The sequence below is a fragment of the Winogradskyella aurantiaca genome (assembly GCF_003362725.1).
Classification (GTDB): domain Bacteria; phylum Bacteroidota; class Bacteroidia; order Flavobacteriales; family Flavobacteriaceae; genus Winogradskyella_A; species Winogradskyella_A aurantiaca.
Genome location: NZ_QKTV01000001.1, coordinates 439,787 through 464,871, shown reverse-complemented (window position 1 = coordinate 464,871; position 25,085 = coordinate 439,787). Strand labels below are relative to the sequence as shown.

Here is a 25,085-nt window from a genome sequence, read left to right as displayed (position 1 = left end):
AAATGATCCAAGAATAAAAAACTAAAGTAACACAATTTTAAATTCCAGTCTTAAACCAGGAGATGATTGTAATAAATTTTACAACGGCAATTTTGGTCTGCCAGTTATTGACCATACTATCCTTCATGAAAATGTAAAAACCTTCAAAATAGTAATCGGTCGCATATGGGGCCTTTCTAGTTCTCTTCATCTTCGTCCTCCTCTTCTGTTTCTAAATCTTCGGTTGCAAGATTAGTTTCCTCAACCATTGCCATAATAAATTCTTTATCAATGACAGGAGAATCCCCCATAGCAAGTGCCGCTTCATATAGTTTAGCCGCTTTCTTCTTTTTACCTACCCGATCCGCGTGCATGGCCAAGTAATAGGTTCCTTGTGGGGAATCAGGATATAGCTTTTGTGTTAGTTTACCTAGCTTGTATAGCGACTCTAGGTCCTCTCTTTGTTCTGCTACCTTAACTACTTTTTCTAATTCTTCTTCTGTAATTGGTTTTTCAATACCAAATAAGTCCTCTATTCGTCTGTACCTATCCGTTATGTACTTATCGAGCGTCCCATCGTAAGGGAGAACCTTTTCTTCAATTTCTTTTTCCCTCAATGGTTTATAAATATCAAATATCTTGTCAAATGCCCTAGATATGGCACTTGTGACTAAGGTATAATGGGTTTCGCCTTTAAAATTATCGAAGTAATAAGTTAAATTTTGATTCTCCAGAGATGATAATGCCTCATCTGTATTTTCAACCGAATTCCGTATATACCGTACATCTTTATCTGAAGTAGCCAAATAATAGAAAATTTGATTTTGAAGGTAGCCAAGGCGTTCTGGTAATTGACTTTCTATTGCCCCTTTGTAATCTGGACTAATAACAACATAAGCCTGAAAAGCTTGCTCTTCTTGGAATAAAAAGGAATTGATATAATTTCCCATTAAATCATGACCAACAGCGACTCTAAATTTACTTGTCTTATAATTTGCGTCCAGATAAGGGAGGAGTTCTTTTTTTACAAAATCATGAAATCTTAATCCCGATTCTGTTGGCAAACCAGAAACATCATCAACATAGCCATCATAAAAACGTTCCTTACCTTGAACGACACCAACAACAATTGATCCAGGCATATCATCAAAATACGTTTGAAAATCTACCTGCCCAATTACAGGTTCAAATAAATAGTCACCATCGAAAACCACAATAACAGGGTGTTTTAACTCCGAAGATGGATCGTAGTCTTTTGGCAGTTTAATTTTAAGCTTTCTATGGGTATTAAGCTTTACCGAAGTTATTTCTTTATAACTCACCTGTGCTATTAAAGCACTAATGGTAAAAAGTAGGCATAAGGATGAAATTGTCCTTTTCATCGAACAGTCGGTTTGATTTGGAAGTCAAATATAGAATAAATATCGGTTAAGTGTACATTTTTTCGACGAAATGCATTTATCTCTTTAATTCATCTTGTATCTCATACATTTTTTCCAACAAAACTTCCTTGTCTATAAATTGGGATGGCGCCAACAAAAGACCTGACTGATAACGCTGCAATGCACGCTTGAGATTGCCATATTTTTCTTGTACCATACCGGAGTAGTAGGCGCTTAGCATAGATTCAGGAAATTCTTTTTTAACCAGCTTTGCCAATTTTTCCAAAGATTCTAAATCATCTTTTTTAATGCACGCTGAGGCAATGGCCCTAACATCATTCTCTATCAGTTGTTTTTCAAATCCATAGAAGTACTCGATATCTTCATACTTTTTCTCTAAGTATTCATATGGTGTTCCTTCATAGGGTAAAATTTTGTCATTGTATTCTGCAGAACTGATTGGTTTGTAGAGTTCAAATATCTGATTGAGCGCTTTTGGAATACTTCTTCCTACGAGCGAATAGTGATTAGCTTCCTCAAAAAAATCATATTTGTAATGAAACTTTGAGTTACTAATGGTATCAATTTTTGGTTGGAACTCCTCAATAGTTGTTTTTAATCTTTTAACATCGTTCTCTGCAGATGACATATAATAGAATGTCTCTTGCTGTAACCCAGACAATCTTTGAAGCAGCCGACTCTCCATTTCTGGTGCAAAATCTGGACTTATTAATACGAAGGCACGAAATAAGGGTGGGTTTTTAAAAAGATAGTAGTTTATATAATTGGCACTTAAGTCATGTCCAATGATGATTCTAAAATCGGATATATTGTAACTACCCTCTAAATATGGTATTAATTCCATGGTTATAAACTCGAAGAAATCAGCCCCTTCATGAGCAGGGAAGAAGGTTTCATTATCATAGAAAAAATCTTGGCTTCTCGAAGAAGCTTGAGATATGCCAACTACTATGCAATCTGGGATATCTTCCCAATAGGCCTGATAGTCAACATTTCCTGCTACTGGTTCAAATAAATAGTCTCCATCCAGAACCAAAACCAAAGGATACTCTCTTTTATCTTCTGGATTGTAATTTCTTGGAACTTGAATTTTGAGCTGTCTGGAATCTTCTAGCTTACCAGAGTCGAAAGTTTCGTAAAGTGCCTGGGAATAGGACTGATTAAATAGAAGTAGGGCGCAAACTACTGCAATGAAGGTTTTCATTTAATAAAGGCTATAGTCTCAAGCAAGTTATAAAATATTTCTATACCTCTTTTAACTTACGGTTATAGATAGGTAAATAAATCAATGATAACCCCCCAAGAATTATAATGGCTAAAGTCTGAGCAGACCACATAATCCATCCAAATGCTCGACTTGGATCTTCTGGTAAATTAAATAAAGTGAATGCAATAACAACAGCCTCAGGAAAAGAACCAATCCCCCCATTCGTCGCCGCAATACTAAAACTTGCTAAGATGAATCCCACCAATACTGCCCCAAAGGGAATAGCACTAAACTCTGAAAGTGATAGTGTTGTTACATAAAACATTAACACATACATCACCCAGATAAAAATGGTATGAGCAATGAAGTACCATTTATTTTTCATCTTAAATATGCTCAAAACCCCTTCGAGGAGTCCTGTTAAAAAATTGCGAATCTTCGTCGCTATACTGCCTTTGGACTTTAACACAAACAGAATTACAAGGCTTCCAAACGCTAATCCTAGAACTAAAAGTGTTACAAGTGTGGATGTTTGAAACTTGGAATTAAAGAAATCCATCAAAAAATCATATTGATAAACCATTGCTAACCCAATGACCAACAATAACATTAAGGTATCTGCAACCCGTTCTGAAACAATAGTGCCAAACCCTTTTTCAAATGGTACATCTTCATAGTTTGCAAGAATACTGGCTCTGGCAATTTCTCCGGCACGTGGAACTGTCATATTAATTAAATAGGCCGCGTATACTGCCATGAAGCTGTTGGCAAATTTTGGTTTAAATCCTAATGGCTGGGCCATGTATAACCATCTGTAGGCTCTTGAAGCGTGACTTAATATACCGAATGTTACACCCAAGGCGATGTACCAATAATTAGCTCCTTTGGCATAATTATAGAGTTCTTGAACAGATATCTTATTAAGCGAATACCATACCAATACTAATCCCAGGGTTAGTGGTAATCCAATTTTCAAGATGGTCTTCGCCGTTTTAGACAAATTGTTACTTTAAAAGATTGGTATTTTCATCAGGAAATACCAGAGATGGTTTAAATATCTTAGCCTCTTCAAAATCCATCATTGCATAGGCGATTAAAATGAGTACGTCGCCAACAGCAACTTTTCTAGCCGCAGCCCCATTTAATGTTATTTCACCAGAATTACGTGGCCCTGGAATAACATATGTTTCTAATCGCTCTCCGTTATTATTATTAACGATCTGAACTTTTTCACCTTCAATAATATTTGCTGCTTCCATCAAATCCTGATCAATTGTTATGCTGCCGATATAATTTAAATCAGCACCTGTACACTTAACACGATGGATTTTAGATTTTACTACATGAACCAACATACTAATTTCTAAATTTAATTAAGGGCTATATTATCTATTAATCTCACATCCCCAGCAAACACCGCAATGAAAGCCCTATATTTATTATTGTCCTCTTTTTCTTTGATTGATTGCAGCGTCTCAGAATCGGCAATTGTAAAATACTCCAATTCCAATAAAGGTTCTTCCATGAACTGTCGCTGAACCCAATCATTAATTACTGTTGCATTTTCTGTGCCAAATCTAGATTTGGCAGATTTTAATACTTGGTAAATAAGAGGGGCCACGGCCCTTTGGCGGTCTGTAAGTCTTTCATTTCTTGAACTCATAGCCAAGCCATCGTTCTCCCTGAATATTCTGCAAGGCACTATAGTTACAGGTATTTTGAGAATTTCAACCATGCGCTTGATGATCAGGAGTTGTTGATAGTCTTTTTCTCCAAAGTAAGCCTTATCTGGGCCAACAACCTCAAACAACTTACTGACAATTGTGGCAACCCCGTCAAAATGTCCAGGTCTGAATTCACCTTCCATTTCATTCTCCAGTCCCTGAAAATCATAATTCACAGATTCCAATTCTTCAGAGTACATTTCATTCACTTCAGGCGCAAAAATCAGCAAGGGTTTATCAACGCGATTTTTTAAGAAGTTTTGATCTCTTTCTAAATCTCTTGGATACTTTTCCAGATCGCCAGAATTGTTGAATTGGGTAGGGTTAACAAATATAGACACAATGACAACATCGTTTTCAAAGGCGCATTGTTTTACAAGAGACACATGACCTTGATGCAAGGCCCCCATGGTTGGTACCAAACCAACGGTCTTTTGATCCTTTGACAGAAGATTGAGCTCTTTAATCAGCTCGGATTTTAAGAAAAATGTTTTCAAAACCTAGGCCAAAAATAATGGCCTGCAAACTTAAGATAATAAAGGCAATCTGCATAAATTTTTGTAATTTTGCATGTTTTTACTTTGAAATTTGCAAAGCACCATTTTTATGAAAGATAAACGTATATTATATGTCTCCTCTGAAGTAGTACCGTATTTACCTGAAACCGAAATTTCTTCGATGTCATTTGAGGCACCTAGAATGGTAAATAAACAAGGTGGACAGATACGTATTTTTATGCCCCGATTTGGCAATATTAATGAACGTAGACATCAATTGCATGAAGTGATAAGATTATCAGGAATTAATTTGGTAATTAATGATTTGGACATGCCCTTAATCATTAAAGTTGCTTCCATTCCAAAAGAGCGCATACAGGTTTACTTTATAGATAATGAAGAGTATTTTAAGCGTAAAGCTACTCTCACTGATGAAAATGGTAAGTTATTCTCAGACAATGATGAACGGGCGATCTTTTTCGCGAAAGGTGTCATTGAAACTGTTAAAAAACTTAATTGGGCTCCAGACATTATTCATGTCAACGGTTGGATGGCATCCCTTTTACCGCTGTATTTAAAAGAATACTATAAGACCGAACCTTTGTTTAACGAAAGTAAAATTGTAACCTCAATATACAATCAATCCTTTGACGGAACGTTAGATAAGGATATGAAGAAAAAGGTGAGTTTTGACGGTTTGGATGAAGACGCTATTAGTCTTTTAGATAAGCCCGATTATTTAAACTTAATGAAAATAGCCATCGATAACTCGGATGCTATTATTAAAGGATCTCCAGAACTAGATGCCGAATTGGAGGCTCACTTTGAAGCGGCAGATAAACCAAAACTTGATTATCATTCATTAGAAGATTTCTCAGAGCCATACACTGAATTTTATCAGACTGAGGTTCTTGGATAGCCCAAATTATTATGAATAATAAATTAAAGCGATTTGAATCCCTGCTTTTAGTAGGGTTCTTAGTAACACTTTTTATTAGTTGCAACAACGATTTTGTTGATATAAATTCTGACTTAGTTAATACGGAAGTAGCTACAAATTTTGGCCTAGACTCTTTAGAATATGACGTTGTAGCTTACAATTTACCTCTGGGGCCTGTACAGTCAAACAATTTGACATTAAATTATATCGGTGTTTATGGCGACGGTTATGGGAGTTCTAACTACAACTTTGTCAGCCAAATTGGGCCAACCATTTATGACCCTGAATTTGGTGACAGTGTGACTATTGATTCTGTAACATTTTATGTTCCTTACTTCAGCACCAATCTGGGGTCGGACGAAGATGGTCGCATTCAATATCAATTGGACTCGGTATTTGGTGATAAACCCATAAAATTGAGCCTTTTTGAAAGTGAGTACTTCTTGCGAGACTTTGATCCAGATGGAGATGTTGGAGATTTCCAAAGATATTACTCCAACAAGTCAGCTTCTGAAAGTGAACCCATTCCGGATAATGTTTTAGAGGGTCCAGTTATTCTTGCTCAAGATACCATTGAGGTAAGCAACCGATCCATTTACCTGACCCAAGGAGAGGATGTTACCGACTCATTATTTCCTGGGTTTTATTTCAAACTAGACACACTTTTCTGGAGACAAAAGATTATTGATAAGCAAGGAAGCCTTGAACTGTCCAATGAAAGTTCTTTTAGAAACTATTTTAGAGGAGTTTATTTTAAAACAGAAGGCATTGAGAATGATGGATCTTTACTTGGAATGAATCTTGGCAATGGCCAGGCTAATATTACCATCTATTATAAAAACGAGAATTCGGATAACCCTGAAAATGTAGATGAGGATGGAAATCCACAGCAGTTTACGTATAGGTTTAATTTCGAGAATAATCAGGTTAATTTTATTGACAATGACTTTACAGGATCTATTCCTGTTGGGGATATGGAAAATGGAGACCAATCGCTCTACCTAAAGGGTGGTGAAGGAAGTTTAGCTGGAATTGAATTATTTAAAGGCGAAACAGACACTGGAGAGGACAGGCTTCAGGCCTTTAAAAACGAATTTGCAGAATTTGATGAAAATGGCAAATTCCTTGCTTACAAGCGCCTGATTAACGAAGCTAATTTAGTGTTGTATGTAGATCAGACTCAGATTAGTGGAAACGAGCCCGACCGGATTTACTTATACGATCTCGACAACCAGACCCCTTTAATTGATTATGCTATAGATGCCTTTGTGTCCACTATACCTCGACTATCAGTCTCTTCTCACTTAGGAATTTTACAACGTGAAGGAGAAGAACCTGATGGTAAGGGTATTAGATATACTATGAAATTAACAAGTCATTTATTAAATATTATAGATTCAGATTCTACTAATGTTCGCTTGGGCCTTGCGGTAGCCTCAAATGTTAATTTAGAATTAGATACGAGTCAAGGTGATGTACAAGATATTGACGGATCTGCAGAAGCAGTTCCATTAAGTTCCATCACATCTCCTAAAGGAACCGTTCTTCATGGGAATAGGTCTTTAAATCCTGAAGTTGCATTAAGGTTAAAGATTTTTTACACCTGTCTAGAGGATATTGAAGATTGCAGTTCAGATAACTAATCAAAACTAAAACCTTAAACAAATGTGTGGAATTGTTGGTTACATTGGTCATAGAGAAGCTTATCCGGTAATCCTTAAAGGCTTGCAGCGATTAGAATACAGAGGTTATGATAGTGCTGGTATTGCCTTATATGATGGTAGCTCCATAAAACTGTCTAAAACCAAAGGAAAGGTGTCAGATCTGGAAGAAAAAATTACCAGTTCAATGCCTACCAAAGGAACACTCGGTATTGGTCACACACGATGGGCCACACACGGTGAACCAAACGACATCAACAGTCATCCCCACTATTCCAATTCTGGTGACTTAGTAATTATCCATAACGGTATTATTGAAAACTATGAGTCCCTTAAAAAGGAGCTCACTAAAAGGGGTTATGTTTTTAAATCCGATACCGATACTGAAGTACTCATCAACTTGATTGAGGATGTCAAAAAAAACGAAAAGGTCAAACTTGGAAAGGCCGTTCAAATTGCATTAAACCAGGTTATTGGAGCCTATGCTATCGCTGTTTTTGACAAAAACAAACCCAATGAAATTGTAGTTGCAAGATTAGGCAGCCCTTTAGCTATTGGTATTGGGGACGGTGAGTTTTTTATTGCAAGTGACGCCTCTCCGTTTATTGAATACACCAAAAATGCCATTTATTTAGAGGATGAAGAAATGGCTATTATAAGAAGGGATAAAGAAGTTAAGATTCGAAAGATCTCCGATGACGCGTTGGTTGATCCTTACATGCAGGAACTTCAAATAAACCTTGAGCAAATTGAAAAAGGTGGTTATGAACACTTTATGCTTAAGGAAATTTATGAGCAACCAAGCGCAATTCTGGATACCTTCAGAGGAAGACTCCTTACAAACGAAGCTATTATTAAAATGTCTGGTGTTGAAGATAACATGAAGAAGTTTCTCAATGCAGATCGCATTATTATAGTGGCTTGCGGCACCTCTTGGCATGCTGGTTTGGTGGCTGAGTATATTTTTGAAGATCTGGCACGAATTCCTGTTGAAGTGGAATACGCTTCAGAATTTAGATACCGTAATCCTGTAATTACCGAGAAAGATATTGTAATTGCCATCTCACAATCTGGAGAAACGGCAGATACTCTGGCAGCTATAAAATTAGCCAAATCAAGAGGGGCTTTTGTCTTCGGTGTCTGTAATGTTGTTGGCTCATCCATTGCCCGAGAGGCAGACGCAGGTGCTTACACCCACGCTGGACCAGAAATCGGAGTTGCTTCAACCAAAGCTTTTACTACTCAAATAACTGTATTGACACTTATCGCATTGAGATTAGCAAGAGCTAAAGGCACCATATCAAGCTCAGATTACAGACATCATTTGATAGAACTTGAAACAATTCCTTCAAAAGTGGAGGCCGCTTTGACTTCTGATTCATATGTTCAGGTAATAGCTGATATTTATAAGTCAGCTAGAAACTTTCTTTACTTAGGAAGAGGGTATAATTTTCCCGTTGCATTAGAAGGCGCTCTCAAGCTAAAAGAGATATCCTATATACATGCTGAGGGCTATCCCGCAGCAGAGATGAAGCATGGTCCTATTGCACTTATCGATGAGCATATGCCTGTTGTTGTCATTGCAACTAAGAAAGGGCATTATGAAAAAGTAGTTAGCAATATTCAGGAAATAAAATCCCGCAAAGGAAAAATAATTGGTATTGTAACCGAAGGAGATGAGAGCGTTAAAGGGTTAGCTGACCATGTTATTGAGGTACCAGAAACTTTAGAATGTCTTAGCCCCTTGTTAACTACGATTCCGTTACAATTACTCTCATACCACATAGCTGTTATGTTGGATAAGAATGTTGATCAACCAAGAAACCTCGCAAAATCGGTAACAGTTGAATAAGAGACTGTTAGGGATTTAAATTTTGAGGATTACTTTGTTTTATTGTTAAAATCAACTTAAATCTTTAACAAATTCTCTTTTTAAGCTCATCTTTTTAAGAATTTCTTATTGTTTTCTTTGATATTTATTTAAATTGGCATCCATATCCATTTAAATTAACTAATTCTTTAAAATGAAAACAAAATTAACGCTCGTCGTAATGCTTTGCTTTGCGTTTGCTTGGTCACAGACAACAGTTAAAGGAAAGATTACTGATGACACCGGGCAACCTTTGCCTGGTGCCAATATTATTATTGTGGGAACTACGGTTGGAACTAGTTCCGATTTTGACGGAAACTATACTTTAACCACAGACCAAACTCCCCCATTCACAATTCAAGTTACCTATACTGGATTTGAAACTCAAACAGCTGAAGTGACGGGGAATAATCAGACCTTTGATTTTGGAATGAAAGAAGGAAATACACTTGATGAAGTGGTAATTTCTGCCTCTAGAACCCCAGAACGAATTTTCGAATCTCCTGTTACCGTTGAGCGCTTTGGCTTAAAAGAAATTAAAAATACGGCATCCGCGGATTTTTACGATGGCTTAGAAAATCTTAAGGGTGTAGACATTAATGTTAACAGTTTAACCTTTAAGTCTATTAACACAAGAGGATTTGCAACTTTCGCAAATACAAGATTCATGCAATTAGTGGACGGAATGGATAACTCTGCCCCGGCTCTTAATTTTCCACTTGGTAATTTACTAGGTATGACGGAAACTGATGTCAATAGTGTGGAGCTATTGCCTGGGGCCGCCTCTGCACTTTATGGAGCTAATGCCTTTAATGGCATCCTTTTTATGCGAAGTAAAAGTCCATTTGATATTCAAGGTATCAGTGGCTACTTAAAAGGAGGGATCACTTCGCAAGAAGCCGCTGGAAATAATGAGTATTATGACGTAGGGCTTAGAATGGCCTATAAATTTAGTGAGTATTTTGCTGCCAAGGTTAATTTTGGATATCTGAAAGGAACAGACTGGTGGGCTACCAATACTGACGACAAGCTCTTTAGGGGATTAACAAGGGATGACTATGATTATGATGGAGTTAATGTCTATGGAGATGAAGTTGCCACTGATATTAATGTAGTAGCACAAATTTTAGAAGATGCTGGTTTACTTCCTGAAGGAGGATCTGCATTAGTCCCTTCTGTAGATGTTAGTAGAACGGGGTATGATGAAAGAGATCTTACCAACTATAATGCCGAAAGTATAAAAGCTGACTGGGGTCTTTACTTCAGACCTTGGGCTAATGATTTTGAAATTCAATATGTCGGTAAAGTTGGATCAGGTAATACTATTTACCAAGGGGCTAACAGATACAATATAAAGAACTTTTTTCTACAACAGCATAAACTCGAAATTCGTAATAATAATTTCTTTATTAGAGGATACGTGACCGAAGATAAAGCTGGTGATTCTTATGACATGGTCTTTACCGGTATCAATATTAATCGCGCTTGGAAAGACGATAGTATTTGGTTTGGAGAGTATGTTGCTGGTTTTGTTGGAGCAACTCTTGGTGGTGCCAATGAGGCGCAAGCTCACCAGGCAGGTCGAGCCACTGCAGATACTGGAAGAGTTGATCCCATAGATAATCCGGAAGAATTTCAAAGGCTTTTTAATCAAGTAACAAATGATCCTGACTTGGCAACAGGTTCAAAATTTCAGGATAATTCAAAAATTTACCATGGAGATGCTAATTATAATTTTAGCCATATTTGGGATTGGGCTGAAGTTCAAGTAGGAGGATCAGCTAGACAATATTCGCTTAATTCGTTTGGAACTATTTATACGGATACTGACGGACCTATCAATTATTCAGAATTTGGTTTGTACACGCAGTTGCAGAAGAGTTTAATTTTATCAGAGAGCGTAAATCTTAGATTAACAGGGTCCATTCGCTATGATAAATCACAATTATTTGAAGGTTTCTTCTCTCCAAGAGTATCAGCCGGATTTACAATAAATGATAATCATAACATCCGGGCATCTTTCCAGACTGGATTCCGTAATCCTACCACTCAGGATCTCTATATAGGTCTTGACGTAGGACGAGCTATATTGGTTGGTGGTGCTGCCGATAATCCTGCAAGAGACGTTAGAAATTATGCACTTAGTCCATTTGGTCAATTAGTGACTGGACAAGCTAATTTAGATGTTACTGGTGAGGGTGCTTACAATAATTCCTTTTTTGCAAGTTCAGTAAGTGAGTTTGCACAGACTGGAAATCCTGCAGATTTAAAAGTAGCCAACTCAAATCTTGTGCAACCTGAACAGGTCACTTCCTATGAAATAGGGTATAGAGGAAAGTTAGGAGACATCATAATTGATGGATCTGCCTATTATAACTCGTACAAAGACTTCATAGCAAATGAAACTGTTATCTCACCATTTTATGGTGATGTTGGCTTAACGCAGACAATCCCTGGTGATCCAAATAACACCCCTCTGGCCATAGCCGCCATTGCTAATAGTGATTTTCAGGCGTATCAGACCTATACAAATGCCGATGAGGATGTAAGTTCTTACGGTGCGGCCGTTGCTGTTTCCGCTAAGGTTTTTAATGGTTTTGACCTAGGTCTTAATTATACATTTGCCCGATTAGAGTTTGATAGGGAAGCGAATCCAGATTTTAGAACAAGTTTTAATACACCACAGCATAAAGTGAAAGCCTCTTTTGGAAAAACTGAATTATTTAAAAACTTTGGATTTAATGTGGCCTGGAGATGGAGTGATACTTTTTTCTGGGAAGCGTCCTTTGGTGACGGTGTAGTACCGTCATACAATGTTGTTGATGCTCAAATTAACTATAGAGTTCCCGGCATTAAATCCACTTTTAAATTAGGTGCAGCAAACATTCTTAATCAAGAATATTTTACAGCCTTTGGTACCGGTTTCATCGGTGCGCAATACTATGTATCTTGGACAATTAATAATTTATAGTAATGATAATGAAAACACTAAAATATATTGGCTTAAGCTTATTAGTGCTTGCCTTTCTATCATGTGACGATGATGTTAACAATTTTAGACTTCCTCAGCAAGAGGTGTTTCCACCTCTTGAAGCGGGAACTGCAGATTTTTCCACCTATGTAGCTTTGGGTAATTCCCTTACATCAGGGTTTACAGACAATGCCCTTTTCAGAGCATCCCAGTTTAACTCTTATCCTAACATTATGGCCGAAAAGATGGCCTTAGTTGGTGGGGGAGCCTTTAACCAACCCTTAACCAATGACAATTTTGGTGGTTTAGCGGCTGGTGGAGTGCGCATTCCTGGATTTGATCCAAGACTTGTATTTGGTGGTGCAGGTCCTGTTCCACTGGAATCGGTAATTGGTCCAGTAACCGTAACTACGGATATCGTATTAAATAATCCAATTGGTCCGTTTAATAATTTAGGAATTCCTGGAGCTGCCAGTTTCCACTTATTGGCACCTGGTTATGGAAATATTGCAAATTTACCAGACGCAGCAAATCCATACGCCGTTCGCGTTACGGGAAATGCACCAAATGCAACTATGGTAGAATTGGCGTTGGCTCAAAACCCTACCTTCTTTAGTTTATGGATTGGTAACAACGATGTACTTGGTTTTGCTACTAGTGGTGGTGTAAGACCTATAACCCCGCAACCAGTTTTTGATCAAGCACTTGGGGCCACTGTTGCTCTCATGGCAGGAGCTACTTCTGGCGGAGTTATAGCCAATATCCCAGATGTAACGACTATTCCATTCTTAACTACTATACCTTTTGCACCGTTGGACCCATCTAATCCAGCTTTTGGACCTCAAATTCCTGCCTTAAATGCGCAATTCGCAGCTTTAAATGCGGCTTATGCCTTTCTAGGTGTGCCTGAGCGATCGGTAGTCTTTTCTGAAACAGAAGCAAGTCCAGTTGTTATTTTCGATGCAGCACTCCCAAATATTTCGGTTGAGCTTGCTCAAGTGCTTATAGGAGGTGGTTTAGATCCTCAGACAGCAGGGCTATTAGCACAGCAATACGGCCAATCACGTCAGGCCAATGCAAATGATCTTTTAACCTTACCTAGTTCAGCTGTCATAGCTACCCTTAACGAAGCACGCTTTGCTGAATTAGTAGGTCTTGGAGTAGATCCTCAAACGGCAGGACAACTATCAGTAAATGGAGTTACCTTCCCTCTTGAAAACCAATGGGTGTTAACAGGTGGTGAAAATGGCGAAATTGATATGGCAAATATGGCTGTAACTAATTTCAATGCCACCATAGAATCACTCGCTAGCCAAAATGGTCTGGCTTTAGTTGATGCAAACGCATTATTAGTGGAGTTAAACACGACTGGAATCATGTTTGATGATTACATGTTAACGTCTGACCTAGTGTTTGGTGGTGTATTCTCATTAGATGGAGTGCATTTAACCGCAAGAGGCTATGCTCTTGCAGCTAATAAATTCTTGGAAGCTATTGATGAGAAATATGGTTCCAACTTTATAGAATCGGGTAACGGTGCTAAGGCTGGAGATTATCCAACAAATTATTCTCCCACTTTACAATAAGACCAAGTTTAAAATATCTAAAAAGCCCAGATTAACTCTGGGTTTTTTTATATCCAAATAGAAGGTTTAAACTAGGCCAATAAACGCAAGTTCTTTAGTCTTTTTTTTGACAAAAATATTGTTCGCATAATTAATTTAAAACTGTATCTTTGCAGCGCAAAAACCAGGTGGTTTTTCTTATTTAAAATATTGAGAAATAAAAACATATAAGTAATGTCAAAAGTTACAGGTAAAGTTGCCCAAATTGTAGGTCCGGTTATCGATGTTGAATTCGGGACTGAAGTTGAACTTCCAAAAATTTATGATTCCTTAGAAATTGCAAGACCTGACGGTTCAACATTGGTACTTGAAGTACAATCACACATTGGTGAGGATACTGTACGTACCATTGCAATGGACTCTTCTGATGGTTTAAGCCGTGGAACAGAAGTTGTAGCAACTGGGGCTCCAATCCAAATGCCAATTGGTGAAGACGTTTACGGACGTTTATTTAACGTAATTGGTGATGCCATTGATGGTCTAGGAGATTTACCTAAAGCAAATGACGATGGTCTTCCAATCCACAGACAGGCTCCAAAATTTGAAGAACTTTCAACGTCTACAGAAGTACTGTTTACTGGTATTAAAGTAATTGATTTGATCGAGCCATATGCGAAAGGTGGAAAGATTGGATTATTTGGTGGTGCTGGTGTTGGAAAAACAGTACTTATTCAGGAATTAATTAACAACATTGCAAAAGGTCACGGTGGTTTATCTGTATTTGCTGGTGTAGGAGAAAGAACACGTGAAGGAAATGATCTTTTAAGAGAGATGTTAGAGTCAGGAATTATTAAATATGGTGATGACTTTATGCACTCTATGGAAGAAGGTGGATGGGATCTTCAGAAAGTGGACAAAGCGGCTATGAAAGAATCTAAAGCTACCTTTGTTTTTGGTCAGATGAATGAGCCTCCTGGTGCACGTGCACGAGTAGCACTTTCTGGTTTGACAATTGCCGAGTATTTCCGTGATGGAGCTGGTGATGGTCAAGGAAAAGACGTGTTGTTCTTCGTAGATAACATTTTCCGTTTTACGCAAGCGGGTTCTGAGGTATCTGCACTTCTAGGTCGTATGCCTTCTGCGGTAGGTTACCAACCAACTTTGGCAACAGAGATGGGTGCGATGCAAGAGCGTATTACCTCAACTAAAAAAGGATCTATTACTTCTGTACAGGCAGTTTATGTACCTGCAGATGATTTAACTGACCCTGCACCTGCTACTACGTTCGCCCACTTAGATGCAACAACAGTACTTTCTCGTAAAATTGCAGAGCTTGGTATCTACCCTGCGGTTGATCCATTAGATTCTACATCTAGAATTTTAACGCCTGAGATCTTAGGTAACGATCATTATGACTGTGCACAGCGTGTTAAAGAGTTATTACAACGCTATAAAGAATTACAGGATATTATTGCCATCCTTGGTATGGAAGAATTATCAGAAGAAGATAAATTAGCTGTGTCAAGAGCAAGACGTGTACAACGTTTCTTATCTCAGCCATTCCATGTTGCTGAACAGTTTACTGGTATACCAGGTGTACTTGTAGATATTAAAGAAACTATCAAAGGATTTAATATGATTATGGATGGTGAATTAGACCACCTTCCAGAGGCAGCTTTCAACCTTAAAGGTTCTATTGAAGAAGCTATTGAAGCTGGAGAGAAAATGTTAGCTGAAGCTTAATCAGCAGTTTATCAATTATTAATTGATTTTGTATGTATTTAGAAATTGTATCACCGGAAGCCACCTTGTTCAGTTCAGAAGTTGATTCTGTAGTTGTCCCTGGGGTTAAGGGTGAATTTGAAATGCTGAATAATCACGCGCCTATCGTTTCCACACTAAAGGAAGGCACAGTTAGAATTAAGGTTCATACACAAACTCACATTGTTTATGACGAATTACACAGTGATATCGAACCGCATTTCGAAGACCAAAAGGTTCTTACCTTGAATATCAAATCAGGTACTGTAGAATCTAAAGACAATAAAGTAATTGTATTAGCAGATTAATACAACTAAGCTATAAACAACAAAAAAGTCGCAGTTTCCACTGCGACTTTTTTATTGAGTCCCCATTTTTAAACGGAACTTAATTGTGCTACAGCATTATAATACATTTGATCCTGAAAAGCATCAATTAGCATTATAACCGATTTAATAAAGAAAATTAAGAATAGAACAACGGCTACTACTGTAATTGCATCAATAATGCGATTCTCTGTAAAAGAGCGATTGATTGGTTCCATAACCGATTGATTTTGTTAGTTATGTCATCAAGTTACAAAAAAATTAACAATTTTTTAAGATTTGATACTATTAACTCATTTCAAAGCCTCTAATTTGCTCCAACTCAACTTTTAATTCCTGGAACATAGTCATAATACTACTGAGTTTAAGTTCCTTTTCGTCATACTCCTGTGTGTTGATACAACAGGTAAATTCCCAGAGCTCCAAAATAGCCGCTTTTGGCACCAAATAGGGCTGGTATGCTTTATTATCAGAACTTAATAATAAGTGGGTCTCATTGCCCTCAGGAAGGTACACGCGTTTATATACCAAGCCATCATCCTTAGTTAGTACAATATAGGTGCGCCCTGTTTTAAGTTCACTTATATTTTCTAAAAACTTTGCCACTACAAAAGACCCATCTTTAACCGGCAGCATGGAATCACCCTTAATAGGGAATGCCCTGTGCGTTCCCGTAGGTAAAAAAGGAAGTTTTATCTTCTGAAGCTGTTCTATATACTCGGGATCATCATAACCCGATAAATAACCGGCCGATGCTTTTGCTGGGATAATTTCAATAAGGTCTTCATTATCTTCATTAACCGTTACAGGAAATAAGACGCGTTTGTTACCCACCTCAATAAAAGAGGTGTCCTTAGCCAACCTAAGGTCTTTTCTAACCAGAATATCAATTGGAATATTAAAGTAATTAGACAGATCTATCAATCGCTGTATAGGAGGTTCAGATCGCCCTTCTTCATAGGAGCCTACCATGGATCGGGACCATTGTAATTCATCGGCAAAACGCTCTTGAGACAACTGTTTTAAATTTCGCAGGTGTCTGATATTGGCTTGAATGGGTTTCATAATTGTTTCAACTTTAACATTGTTTACTACAAATGTAAGCAATAATAGCTACATATAGGGGTTAATTTTGTTCTCCTGATGTATTTAAACTGTCACACATATTACAGCCTAAGATATGGCACTATTAAACCAGAACAGCTACTCGCTATCGCTTCAGAAAACGGGGTGAAAACGCTAGCGCTTACAGACATTAACAGCACTACTGCTTGTTTGGATGTAATGCGGCTTTCAAAAAAATACAAGATAAAGCCAGTACTAGGAGTCGACTTTAGAAATAGTGCCCAACAACAATTTATTCTTATAGCCAAAAGCAATAAAGGCTTCCAAAATATCAACAACTACCTCTCGACATTTCTACACCAACCCAACTCCAGAATCCCTGAACGGCCAGAATATGTTTTAGAGGATTGTTATGCTATTTATCCGTATCAAAGTGGTAAAGACTTTCAATTGAGAAAAAATGAGTTTTTAGGGATCAGCCCCAAAGACCTCAATCAACTTAAATTTTCTAAATGGAATGAGTATCGGGACCAACTGGTCGTTTTAAAAACCGTTTCATTTCAAAACAAAAAAGGATTCAATACCCACCGCCTTTTGCGCGCTATTGACAACAACACACTTTTAAGTAAACTTCCTAAATCCGAAGAAGGGCAGCCCGATGCTACCATGATACCTTATGAGGAATTGTGTGCTCAATACCGTAATTTCCCGGAGCTTATTAGCAATAGCAATGCTTTACTTGACAGCTGTCATATCACTTTTGATTTTGAAAGTATTACACCAAAAAATCAGCGGTTTTATACCAACAATGCAGAGCTGGATTTTAAGCTACTAAAGAAGCTTACTTATGACGGATTGCACTATCGCTACAAAAAACCAGGAGTACGCATCTTTAACAGAATTGAGAAGGAGCTTCATATTATTAAAGAGAAGGGCTTTGTCTCCTACTTTCTAATCAATTGGAAGATTCTAAAATATGCCCGAAGTAAGGGCTATTTCTATGTAGGACGTGGTAGTGGAGCTAATAGCATTATCGCTTATCTATTACGTATTACTGATGTAGATCCAGTGGAGCTGGACCTGTATTTTGAGCGTTTCATTAACCTATTCCGCACCAATCCCCCTGACTTTGATATCGATTTTTCCTGGACCGATCGTGATGATATTACACAATTTATTTTCAAACGTTTTAAGCACACGGCGCTGCTAACTGTTTACAACACCTTTAAGTTTAGAGCATCTGTTAGAGAATTAGGAAAAGTATTTGGTCTCCCTAAGTCTGAAATGGATGTACTCACCCGTGGCAAATACAATATCAATCAACTGGACAAACTCTCACAATTGGTGGTCTATTACAGCACCTACATAGATGGGTTTCCTAACTATCTGGGTATTCACGCTGGAGGTATTTTAATCTCAGAACGTTCTATCCATTATTACAGCGCTACTTTTATGCCTCCAAAGGGTTTTCCTACCACTCAGTTTGACATGGTAGCAGCTGAAGATATCGGTCTTTATAAGTTTGATATTTTAAGTCAGCGTGGGCTAGGCAAGATCAAAGAAACCACAGAAATCATTGCCTATAACCATCCCCAACTACCACCAATTGACATCCATGATATTAAGGGTTTTAAAAAAGACCCACGAATTAAATACCTGCTAAGACATGCTAAGGCTATTGGTTGCTTCTATGTAGAGTCTCCAGCTATGCGTATGCTGTTAACTAAGCTACAAGTAGACAATTATCTGGGATTGGTAGCTGCCAGTTCTGTCATTAGACCTGGTGTGTCCAAATCAGGAATGATGCGCGAGTATATTTTGCGTTACCGCTATCCAGAACGCCGTAAGGATGCCCATCCAGTATTGTTGGATATTATGCCTGAGACCTATGGAGTTATGGTTTATCAGGAAGATGTCATTAAGGTTGCCCACCATTTTGGAGGGCTCACACTTGGAGAAGCTGATATGTTGAGACGGGGCATGTCTGGGAAGTTTCGCTCCAGAGATGAATTCTTAAAAGTAAAACAACAGTTTTTTGACAACTGTGAAAACGCCGGAAAAGCTAAAGATCTCACTAAAGAGGTCTGGCGACAAATTGAAAGTTTTGCAGGCTATGCATTTGCTAAAGGGCATTCCGCCTCCTATGCTGTAGAAAGCTACCAGAGTCTTTATTTAAAAGCCTATTTCCCATTAGAGTATATGGTGGCTACCATTAATAATTACGGAGGCTTTTATCGTACAGAATTTTATGTTCACGAAGCACGTATGCATGGGGCTGAAATTGAAGCTCCTTGCATCAATACCAGTTTAAGTAATACCATTATTAAAGGCAAGACCATCTATCTGGGTTTTAAATTTCTGCAGTCACTGGAATCTAAAACCATCCAGTACTTTTTAAGAGCACGTGATGAAGATGGTCCTTTTTCAAGCCTAGATGATTTTATTGAACGGGTACCTATCTCTATAGAACAGATAAGCATTCTCATTAAAATTGATGCGTTTAGGTTCACACAACAAAACAAACGCAAGTTACTATGGGAAGCTCATTTAAAAATTAGTAAAACCGTTTTAGAGGAGCATCGGATGACACTTTTTAAAACCGAACGTATTAATTATAGAACTCCCGAATTACCAAGTACTGCTTTAGAAAATGCTTTTGATCAGATCGAGTTATTAGGCTATCCCTTATACAATCCTTTTCACCTTCTAAAAACGGTCTCTACCAATACAATGAGAGCCAAAGCCCTCAAACATTTTGAAAAGCAACAAGTAACTATTGAGGGCTATTTGGTCACCACTAAAACTACCTCAACTTCTAACCGAAAGGTCATGTTCTTTGGCACTTTTTTAGACCGTGATGGAGACTTTATTGATACGGTTCACTTCCCCCCTGTTGCCGCCAAATACCCCTTTAGAGGAAAAGGTATCTATGAAATAACTGGAACCGTTTTAATAGAATTTGATTGCATCAATATTGAGGTTTCTAAAATGGAGCATCTGGCCATTATAGAAGACCCAAGGTATGCAGATGAAACACCACTGGCTTCATGAATCAAAATCGCTCTATAGTACATATGGATTTAGACACATTTTTCGTGTCTTGCGAGCGTCTGCTAGACAGTCGCCTCAACGGCAAACCCATTCTCATAGGAGGCACCAGTGACAGAGGTGTGGTAGCCTCCTGTAGTTACGAAGCTCGTAAATTCGGAGTCCATTCGGCCATGCCCATGCGTATGGCCAAGCAGCTATGTCCGGAAGCCATCGTATTGCGTGGCAACTCCGGGGTATATACCAAATTTTCAAAAGAAGTCACCGATGTTATTAAAGAAAGTGTACCGCTCTACGAAAAATCTTCCATCGATGAGTTCTACATTGACCTGACAGGGATGGATAAGTTCTTTGGCTGCCATAAACTAGCCTCAGAACTTCGGCAGCGTATTATGAAAGAAACAGGTCTGCCTATTTCCTTTGGTTTATCTGTCAATAAAACAGTTTCCAAAATTGCCACCGGAGAAGCTAAACCCAATAATGAAATCAGGATTGTTTCAGGAACCGAAAAGCCCTTTTTAGCACCGTTATCAGTTAGAAAGATTCCTATGGTTGGTAAGGTAACCTATAAGTCTTTGTGTGATTTAGGTATTAAACGCATTAAAACCGTTCAGGAAATGCCAATGGACCTCATGCATAAGGTTCTGGGTAAAAATGGTCTGGGCATTTGGAAAAAAGCCAACGGTATTGATAACAGCCCCGTAATTCAATACCACGAACGCAAATCCATTTCAACCGAACGCACCTTTGGTCAGGACACTACCGATATGCACAAGTTAAAAGGCTTGGTTATTGCCATGACCGAAAATCTGGCTTATCAGCTTCGACGGGGCAATAAACTAACAGCCTGTGTCACATTTAAAATTCGTTATTCAGACTTTCAAACCTATACCCAGCAGAAACGAATTCCCTACAGTGCTATGGACCATAACCTCATTCCTGTGGTACTGGAACTGTTTAATAAGCTCTACAACCGCAGGTTACTGGTACGACTTATTGGAGTGCGTTTTAGTCATTTAGTAGAGGGAGGGCACCAAATCAATCTATTTGAAGACAATGAAATTCATCTGAATCTGGCTCAGGCCATCGATAAGATGCGGGAACGTTATGGGGACAGAGCTGTGGTTAGTGCGGCAGGGATGGAGGCCAAAACCATTAGCCGCTGGAATCCTTTTACGGGAGAACCCCCCCCACTTCTAGCCAACAGACATCAATAATTTTAGCGTTTCAAGGAAAAATGCGATGCCAAAATCTTTAATTCACCATTAGGATCCGAATAGCTTACTTTAAACCAATAATCATTAGCTGGTGATGGTTGTCCATTATACCTTCCGTCCCAACCAGGGCCATCAGGCCTAATTCTTGTCAGTTCTTTTCCATACCTGTCATAAATATTTATAATGGCGTTCGACTGATCCTGAAGGCAGTAAATATTCCAAAAGTCATTATTGGAATCCCCATTAGGGGTGAAAAAATTAGGATAATCAAAAACTCTAAATTTTGCAGAAGCAATATTACTACAAGTGGTAATTTCTCTTGCCTTAATTTCTAATTCATCGCAACCTGTCAATCCTTGAAATACATTGGATTCTTGCCAAACTATACCATCCAGAGAATACTCATAATTACCAGAACCGCCAGTGACCATAGCTTCTACCGTCTGATTTTCTGCAAATGGTTCTGAAACAAGACTCACCGAAATCCCTAATTCAAATATTGGATTGACTATAATTTCTAAACTAACCTGCACATTAGTACATTGTCCTGGATCAGGAGTAAAGGTATAGGTGGTAGTTTCCTGATTATTCAAATCAGGAGACCAGGAACCTGATACCCCATTTGCAGACATAACAGGAAGGGGCATCATAACATCCCCCTCACAAATGGAATCTCTCTCATTAAACACAGGGACTACCGGATCGATAACGACAATCTCAAGAGTAGATTCTACAGTGCACCCCTGTCCTGAAAGTGGAGTAAATGTATATATTGTTGTTTCCAAATTATTGAGTTCTGGAGACCAAACCCCTTCAATTCCATTGTTAGAAATTAGTGGCAAATCACTTAAGGTATCACCCGGACAGATGGGGTCTACTGGATCAAACTCAGGGATAACTAATGGAACCACTTCAATTTCCATTGTTACCGTTGAGGCACACTCATCAAAATCTGGTGTGAAGATATATAATGTAGTTCCTTGATTATTTAAATCTGGCGACCAGGATCCAGACACCCCATTTAAAGAAAGAACTGGCAAGGGAGTCAATGTTTCTCCCCGGCAAATTGGCTGTACCTGATCAAATAATGGAGTTACAATTGGAACAATCTCAATCACTAAACTAGTACTTTCAGCACACTCATCAACATCTGGTATAAACACATAGGTTGTGGTGACCAAATTATTCACTTCTGGAGACCACGAACCAGAAATACCATTATTTGATACCGTTGGTAGCGGATTAATGGATGCCCCCTCACATTGTGGAGCAATTGCGTCAAAAACAGGAACTTCTTTAGTTATAACTTCTAACAACAAAGTCGCTTGAACGGTACAACCTTGTCCCGGCTCTGGTGTAAATGTATAAAGTGTGGTTTGGCTTGTGTCTAATGTTGGTGACCAAAAACCTGATATTCCATTTGTTGAAATATTTGGTAACGGACTTAGTGCTTCTCCTTGACAAACTGGATCAATGGGATCAAAAAAAGGAATTATAATAGGGTTCACTACAATTTCCATGGTGGATGATAAGGCACATTGATTGGTATCAGGAATAAAAGTATAGGTTGTTGTAACGGTATTATTTAAGGCTGGAGTCCATACCCCTGTAATACCATTATTTGATATAGTTGGCAGCGGATTTAAGGTCTCCCCAAAACAAATAGGATCCACCGAGTCAAATACAGGAGTAGACTCAGGCAATACTGTTAAGGTCACATTACCTGTGGTGGTCTCTCCACAGATATCTTCAATCGTAACAGTGTAGGTCGTCGTCGTAGATGGAGTAAAAAAGGGATTAGGACTATTAGGATCACTAATTCCTTCTGTAGGGGACCAAGAATAATTAACACCACTTGGTATGCTAGCATCAACAATAACGGTTTCACCTTCGCAAACGTTCCTATCTTGAAGCTGTAGATTATCTACAAATGAAATACTATTAAAGCATACTTCATGGATATTAGACAGTCCGCCTGTTGACCCCACAAACCCAAAAAACACAGAATCATCACCAGAAAATATGGTTTGTTTTACATTTTGATTCAAGGTTAGCCTTAGATCACAATCAAAAAAGATATTTAATTGATTACTAGCAGCAATCCACTCTATTTTAACTTCATGCGGTACTCCATCTTCAATATTAGGATTTGAACCACTTGCCTGAACGGGCCCAGCCAGATTATTCGCTACACTATTATGATTAGGATCACCATTTCTCATAATGGCGATATGATCAAAGGCCGGGTCATCAAGCAAACCCTCAGCGGGAATATTGTTTTGATAGGTGTCGAACTCAATTACCAATGACGGAGTGATTCCCTGATAGCCAATTCCTCCACCAGGACTCCCAATCACTGCCGAAGGATTTCCTTTGAAAACCAAGGCCATACCATCTGCCCCATCAGTATCTTTGGAGCCAAAGTTATTCTGATAATAAATGGTGAAGTCATTATCAAAATTTATCGCATTATCAAACCATACACCGCCTGCTTGAAAATCGAGATTTTGAGTTATGGTGTAACAGTTATTACCTTGATCAATGGCATCACCTATCACTTCCGCATTCAACTGAGCCAACAGAAGATTGCTTGATAATAGTACCAAAATCAGCAGCGTATTTTTCATGCAATTTTTATTCAGAAAAACTGAAGACTATAAAGATAAGTTTTGTTCCTTTTACCTGGGCCTCGCATTCGTATCTTTACACCGTGCTACCCAAAAAACTCCAAAATAAATTAGAAACTCGCAAAGAGGAGAACGCGCTCAGGCGACTTGGAAGCTCCAACCTATTGGTGGACTTCTCGTCTAACGATTACCTCGGGTACTCGCAATCCAAGGACATATTTAAACAAACTCACAGTTTAATGCACGAGGAGAATATTGAGGCCAATGGCGCTACTGGATCTAGATTACTCTCCGGTAATCATCCTCTTTATAAATTGCTCGAATCCAATTTGTGTAAGATTCATTTATCGGAAGCTAGTTTGGTATTTAATTCAGGTTACACTGCCAACTTGGGTTTAATTAGTAGCGTTTCCCAACGTGGTGATATAGTCTTATATGACGAGCTCTGTCATGCTTCTATTAGAGATGCAATTGGCATGAGCCACGCTAAATCTTATAAGTTTCAACACAACAATCTAAAGGACCTGCAAAGCTTACTTGAGAAATACAGTCTGGAGTCAGACAGGACTATCTACGTCATAACCGAGTCGGTTTTCTCTATGGATGGGGACACTCCAGATTTATCAGGTTTAATTAAATTAACTAAATCCTATGGAGCACATTGTATTATTGATGAGGCGCATGCTTTAGGGGTGTTTAAATTCGGACTCGTACAATCTCTTGGACTTCAGGAAAAAGTGTTTGCCCGTATTGTCACTTTTGGTAAAGCCATGGGATGTCATGGTGCAGCCATTTTAGGGTCCAAAGATCTAAAAACCTATTTGGTTAACTTCTCCAGACCATTCATATACACTACTGGGCTTCCTCCTCACGCAATTGCTAGTATCATAAGCGCATATAATTACTTGCAATTAAACTCCAATGATAAAGCTCTTGCAAAGGTTATAAGCTACTTTAAAGATCAAATTGAGGCAAATAAATTAAGTCAGCTATTCATAGAGAGTAGTTCTGCCATTCAATGTGCTGTAATTTCAGGAAATGACAGAGTAAAACGTATTTCTCAAAAGCTGCAGGAAGTTGGTTTTGATGTTAAACCCATTTTATCACCTACTGTTTCAAAAGGAAAAGAGCGTTTGCGGTTTTGTTTGCATACTTACAATTCCAAAGAAGAAATTTCGGAAGTTTTAAGGCTGTTGGCTACCTTTGTTTGATCCTTAAAAATTG

General features: G+C 38.3%; 19 protein-coding genes. 10 read left to right on the top strand and 9 right to left on the bottom strand.

What is annotated here, in order from left to right; translation table 11 throughout:
• Positions 1–37 precede the first annotated feature (37 nt).
• From DN064_RS14130 to panC, 6 genes are all read right to left on the bottom strand, one after another.
• Positions 38–190: a hypothetical protein gene (locus tag DN064_RS14130; protein ID WP_157962204.1), complete on the bottom strand. Its 153-nt coding sequence runs from the start codon at positions 188–190 to the stop codon at positions 38–40.
• Complete coding sequence (locus tag DN064_RS02130) at positions 177–1,361, bottom strand: alpha/beta hydrolase (protein ID WP_115460956.1); 1,185 nt, start codon at positions 1,359–1,361, stop codon at positions 177–179. Before DN064_RS02130 ends, DN064_RS14130 begins: the two co-directional genes overlap by 14 nt.
• 76 nt (positions 1,362–1,437) lie before the next feature.
• Positions 1,438–2,586: an alpha/beta hydrolase gene (locus tag DN064_RS02125; protein ID WP_115460955.1), complete on the bottom strand. Its 1,149-nt coding sequence runs from the start codon at positions 2,584–2,586 to the stop codon at positions 1,438–1,440.
• A 40-nt stretch (positions 2,587–2,626) separates the two neighbouring features.
• On the bottom strand, positions 2,627–3,589 hold the full coding sequence (locus DN064_RS02120) for a lysylphosphatidylglycerol synthase transmembrane domain-containing protein (protein WP_115460954.1): 963 nt from the start codon (positions 3,587–3,589) through the stop codon (positions 2,627–2,629).
• A 4-nt stretch (positions 3,590–3,593) separates the two neighbouring features.
• Complete coding sequence (gene panD / locus DN064_RS02115; RefSeq protein WP_115460953.1) at positions 3,594–3,944, bottom strand: aspartate 1-decarboxylase; 351 nt, start codon at positions 3,942–3,944, stop codon at positions 3,594–3,596.
• A gap of 14 nt (positions 3,945–3,958) precedes the next feature.
• On the bottom strand, positions 3,959–4,810 hold the full coding sequence (panC, locus tag DN064_RS02110; RefSeq protein WP_115460952.1) for a pantoate--beta-alanine ligase: 852 nt from the start codon (positions 4,808–4,810) through the stop codon (positions 3,959–3,961).
• A gap of 109 nt (positions 4,811–4,919) precedes the next feature.
• On the opposite strand from panC, the gene DN064_RS02105 reads away from it, so the two are divergent.
• The 7 genes from DN064_RS02105 (at position 4,920) to DN064_RS02075 (ending at position 15,886) form a co-directional block, all read left to right on the top strand.
• Entirely contained in the window at positions 4,920–5,729 is an 810-nt protein-coding gene (locus tag DN064_RS02105) for a glycogen/starch synthase (protein ID WP_115460951.1), read from the top strand.
• A gap of 11 nt (positions 5,730–5,740) precedes the next feature.
• Entirely contained in the window at positions 5,741–7,393 is a 1,653-nt protein-coding gene (locus tag DN064_RS02100) for a DUF4270 domain-containing protein (protein ID WP_115460950.1), read from the top strand.
• A gap of 22 nt (positions 7,394–7,415) precedes the next feature.
• On the top strand, positions 7,416–9,263 hold the full coding sequence (gene glmS / locus DN064_RS02095; protein WP_115460949.1) for a glutamine--fructose-6-phosphate transaminase (isomerizing): 1,848 nt from the start codon (positions 7,416–7,418) through the stop codon (positions 9,261–9,263).
• Between the two features lie 172 nt (positions 9,264–9,435).
• A complete protein-coding gene (locus DN064_RS02090) occupies positions 9,436–12,252 on the top strand; it encodes a TonB-dependent receptor (protein WP_115460948.1) in 2,817 nt (938 codons plus the stop codon).
• A gap of 8 nt (positions 12,253–12,260) precedes the next feature.
• Positions 12,261–13,838 carry an SGNH/GDSL hydrolase family protein gene (locus DN064_RS02085; protein WP_115461360.1) on the top strand — a complete coding sequence of 526 codons (1,578 nt, stop codon included), beginning with the start codon at positions 12,261–12,263 and terminating at the stop codon, positions 13,836–13,838.
• A 213-nt stretch (positions 13,839–14,051) separates the two neighbouring features.
• Entirely contained in the window at positions 14,052–15,560 is a 1,509-nt protein-coding gene (gene atpD, locus DN064_RS02080) for a F0F1 ATP synthase subunit beta (RefSeq protein WP_115460947.1), read from the top strand.
• A gap of 32 nt (positions 15,561–15,592) precedes the next feature.
• A complete protein-coding gene (locus DN064_RS02075; protein WP_115460946.1) occupies positions 15,593–15,886 on the top strand; it encodes a F0F1 ATP synthase subunit epsilon in 294 nt (97 codons plus the stop codon).
• Positions 15,887–15,954: 68 nt separating this feature from the next.
• Here DN064_RS02075 and DN064_RS14125 read toward each other — a convergent pair whose 3' ends face one another.
• Together DN064_RS14125 and DN064_RS02070 are read right to left on the bottom strand one after the other, a co-directional pair.
• A complete protein-coding gene (locus tag DN064_RS14125) occupies positions 15,955–16,122 on the bottom strand; it encodes a hypothetical protein (protein WP_157962203.1) in 168 nt (55 codons plus the stop codon).
• A gap of 70 nt (positions 16,123–16,192) precedes the next feature.
• Entirely contained in the window at positions 16,193–16,969 is a 777-nt protein-coding gene (locus DN064_RS02070; RefSeq protein ID WP_115460945.1) for an XRE family transcriptional regulator, read from the bottom strand.
• A 78-nt stretch (positions 16,970–17,047) separates the two neighbouring features.
• On the opposite strand from DN064_RS02070, the gene DN064_RS02065 reads away from it, so the two are divergent.
• The gene (locus tag DN064_RS02065; protein ID WP_115460944.1) at positions 17,048–20,020 is read left to right on the top strand and encodes a DNA polymerase III subunit alpha; all 2,973 of its coding nucleotides are present in this window, start codon (positions 17,048–17,050) and stop codon (positions 20,018–20,020) included.
• Positions 20,017–21,234 carry a DNA polymerase IV gene (dinB, locus tag DN064_RS02060; protein ID WP_115460943.1) on the top strand — a complete coding sequence of 406 codons (1,218 nt, stop codon included), beginning with the start codon at positions 20,017–20,019 and terminating at the stop codon, positions 21,232–21,234. Before DN064_RS02065 ends, dinB begins: the two co-directional genes overlap by 4 nt.
• A gap of 2 nt (positions 21,235–21,236) precedes the next feature.
• On the opposite strand, the gene DN064_RS02055 is transcribed toward dinB, so the two are convergent.
• Positions 21,237–23,861, bottom strand: coding sequence for a lectin-like domain-containing protein (locus tag DN064_RS02055; RefSeq protein WP_115460942.1), 2,625 nt, complete (start codon positions 23,859–23,861; stop codon positions 21,237–21,239).
• A gap of 83 nt (positions 23,862–23,944) precedes the next feature.
• On the opposite strand from DN064_RS02055, the gene DN064_RS02050 reads away from it, so the two are divergent.
• Positions 23,945–25,072 (top strand): aminotransferase class I/II-fold pyridoxal phosphate-dependent enzyme, encoded by a 1,128-nt coding sequence (locus tag DN064_RS02050; protein WP_115460941.1) that lies wholly within the window; start codon positions 23,945–23,947, stop codon positions 25,070–25,072.
• Positions 25,073–25,085 lie beyond the last annotated feature (13 nt).

Coding starts and splice junctions, on each gene's coding strand:
- DN064_RS14125 (WP_157962203.1), bottom strand. CDS start 16,122: ATGGAACCAATCAATCGCTCTTTTACAGAGAATCGCATTATTGATGCA.
- panD (WP_115460953.1), bottom strand. CDS start 3,944: ATGTTGGTTCATGTAGTAAAATCTAAAATCCATCGTGTTAAGTGTACA.
- atpD (WP_115460947.1), top strand. CDS start 14,052: ATGTCAAAAGTTACAGGTAAAGTTGCCCAAATTGTAGGTCCGGTTATC.
- DN064_RS02105 (WP_115460951.1), top strand. CDS start 4,920: ATGAAAGATAAACGTATATTATATGTCTCCTCTGAAGTAGTACCGTAT.
- DN064_RS02085 (WP_115461360.1), top strand. CDS start 12,261: ATGAAAACACTAAAATATATTGGCTTAAGCTTATTAGTGCTTGCCTTT.
- DN064_RS02125 (WP_115460955.1), bottom strand. CDS start 2,586: ATGAAAACCTTCATTGCAGTAGTTTGCGCCCTACTTCTATTTAATCAG.
- DN064_RS02075 (WP_115460946.1), top strand. CDS start 15,593: ATGTATTTAGAAATTGTATCACCGGAAGCCACCTTGTTCAGTTCAGAA.
- DN064_RS02070 (WP_115460945.1), bottom strand. CDS start 16,969: ATGAAACCCATTCAAGCCAATATCAGACACCTGCGAAATTTAAAACAG.
- DN064_RS02065 (WP_115460944.1), top strand. CDS start 17,048: ATGTATTTAAACTGTCACACATATTACAGCCTAAGATATGGCACTATT.
- glmS (WP_115460949.1), top strand. CDS start 7,416: ATGTGTGGAATTGTTGGTTACATTGGTCATAGAGAAGCTTATCCGGTA.
- DN064_RS02055 (WP_115460942.1), bottom strand. CDS start 23,861: ATGAAAAATACGCTGCTGATTTTGGTACTATTATCAAGCAATCTTCTG.
- DN064_RS02100 (WP_115460950.1), top strand. CDS start 5,741: ATGAATAATAAATTAAAGCGATTTGAATCCCTGCTTTTAGTAGGGTTC.
- dinB (WP_115460943.1), top strand. CDS start 20,017: ATGAATCAAAATCGCTCTATAGTACATATGGATTTAGACACATTTTTC.
- DN064_RS02090 (WP_115460948.1), top strand. CDS start 9,436: ATGAAAACAAAATTAACGCTCGTCGTAATGCTTTGCTTTGCGTTTGCT.
- DN064_RS02130 (WP_115460956.1), bottom strand. CDS start 1,361: ATGAAAAGGACAATTTCATCCTTATGCCTACTTTTTACCATTAGTGCT.
- DN064_RS14130 (WP_157962204.1), bottom strand. CDS start 190: ATGAAGAGAACTAGAAAGGCCCCATATGCGACCGATTACTATTTTGAA.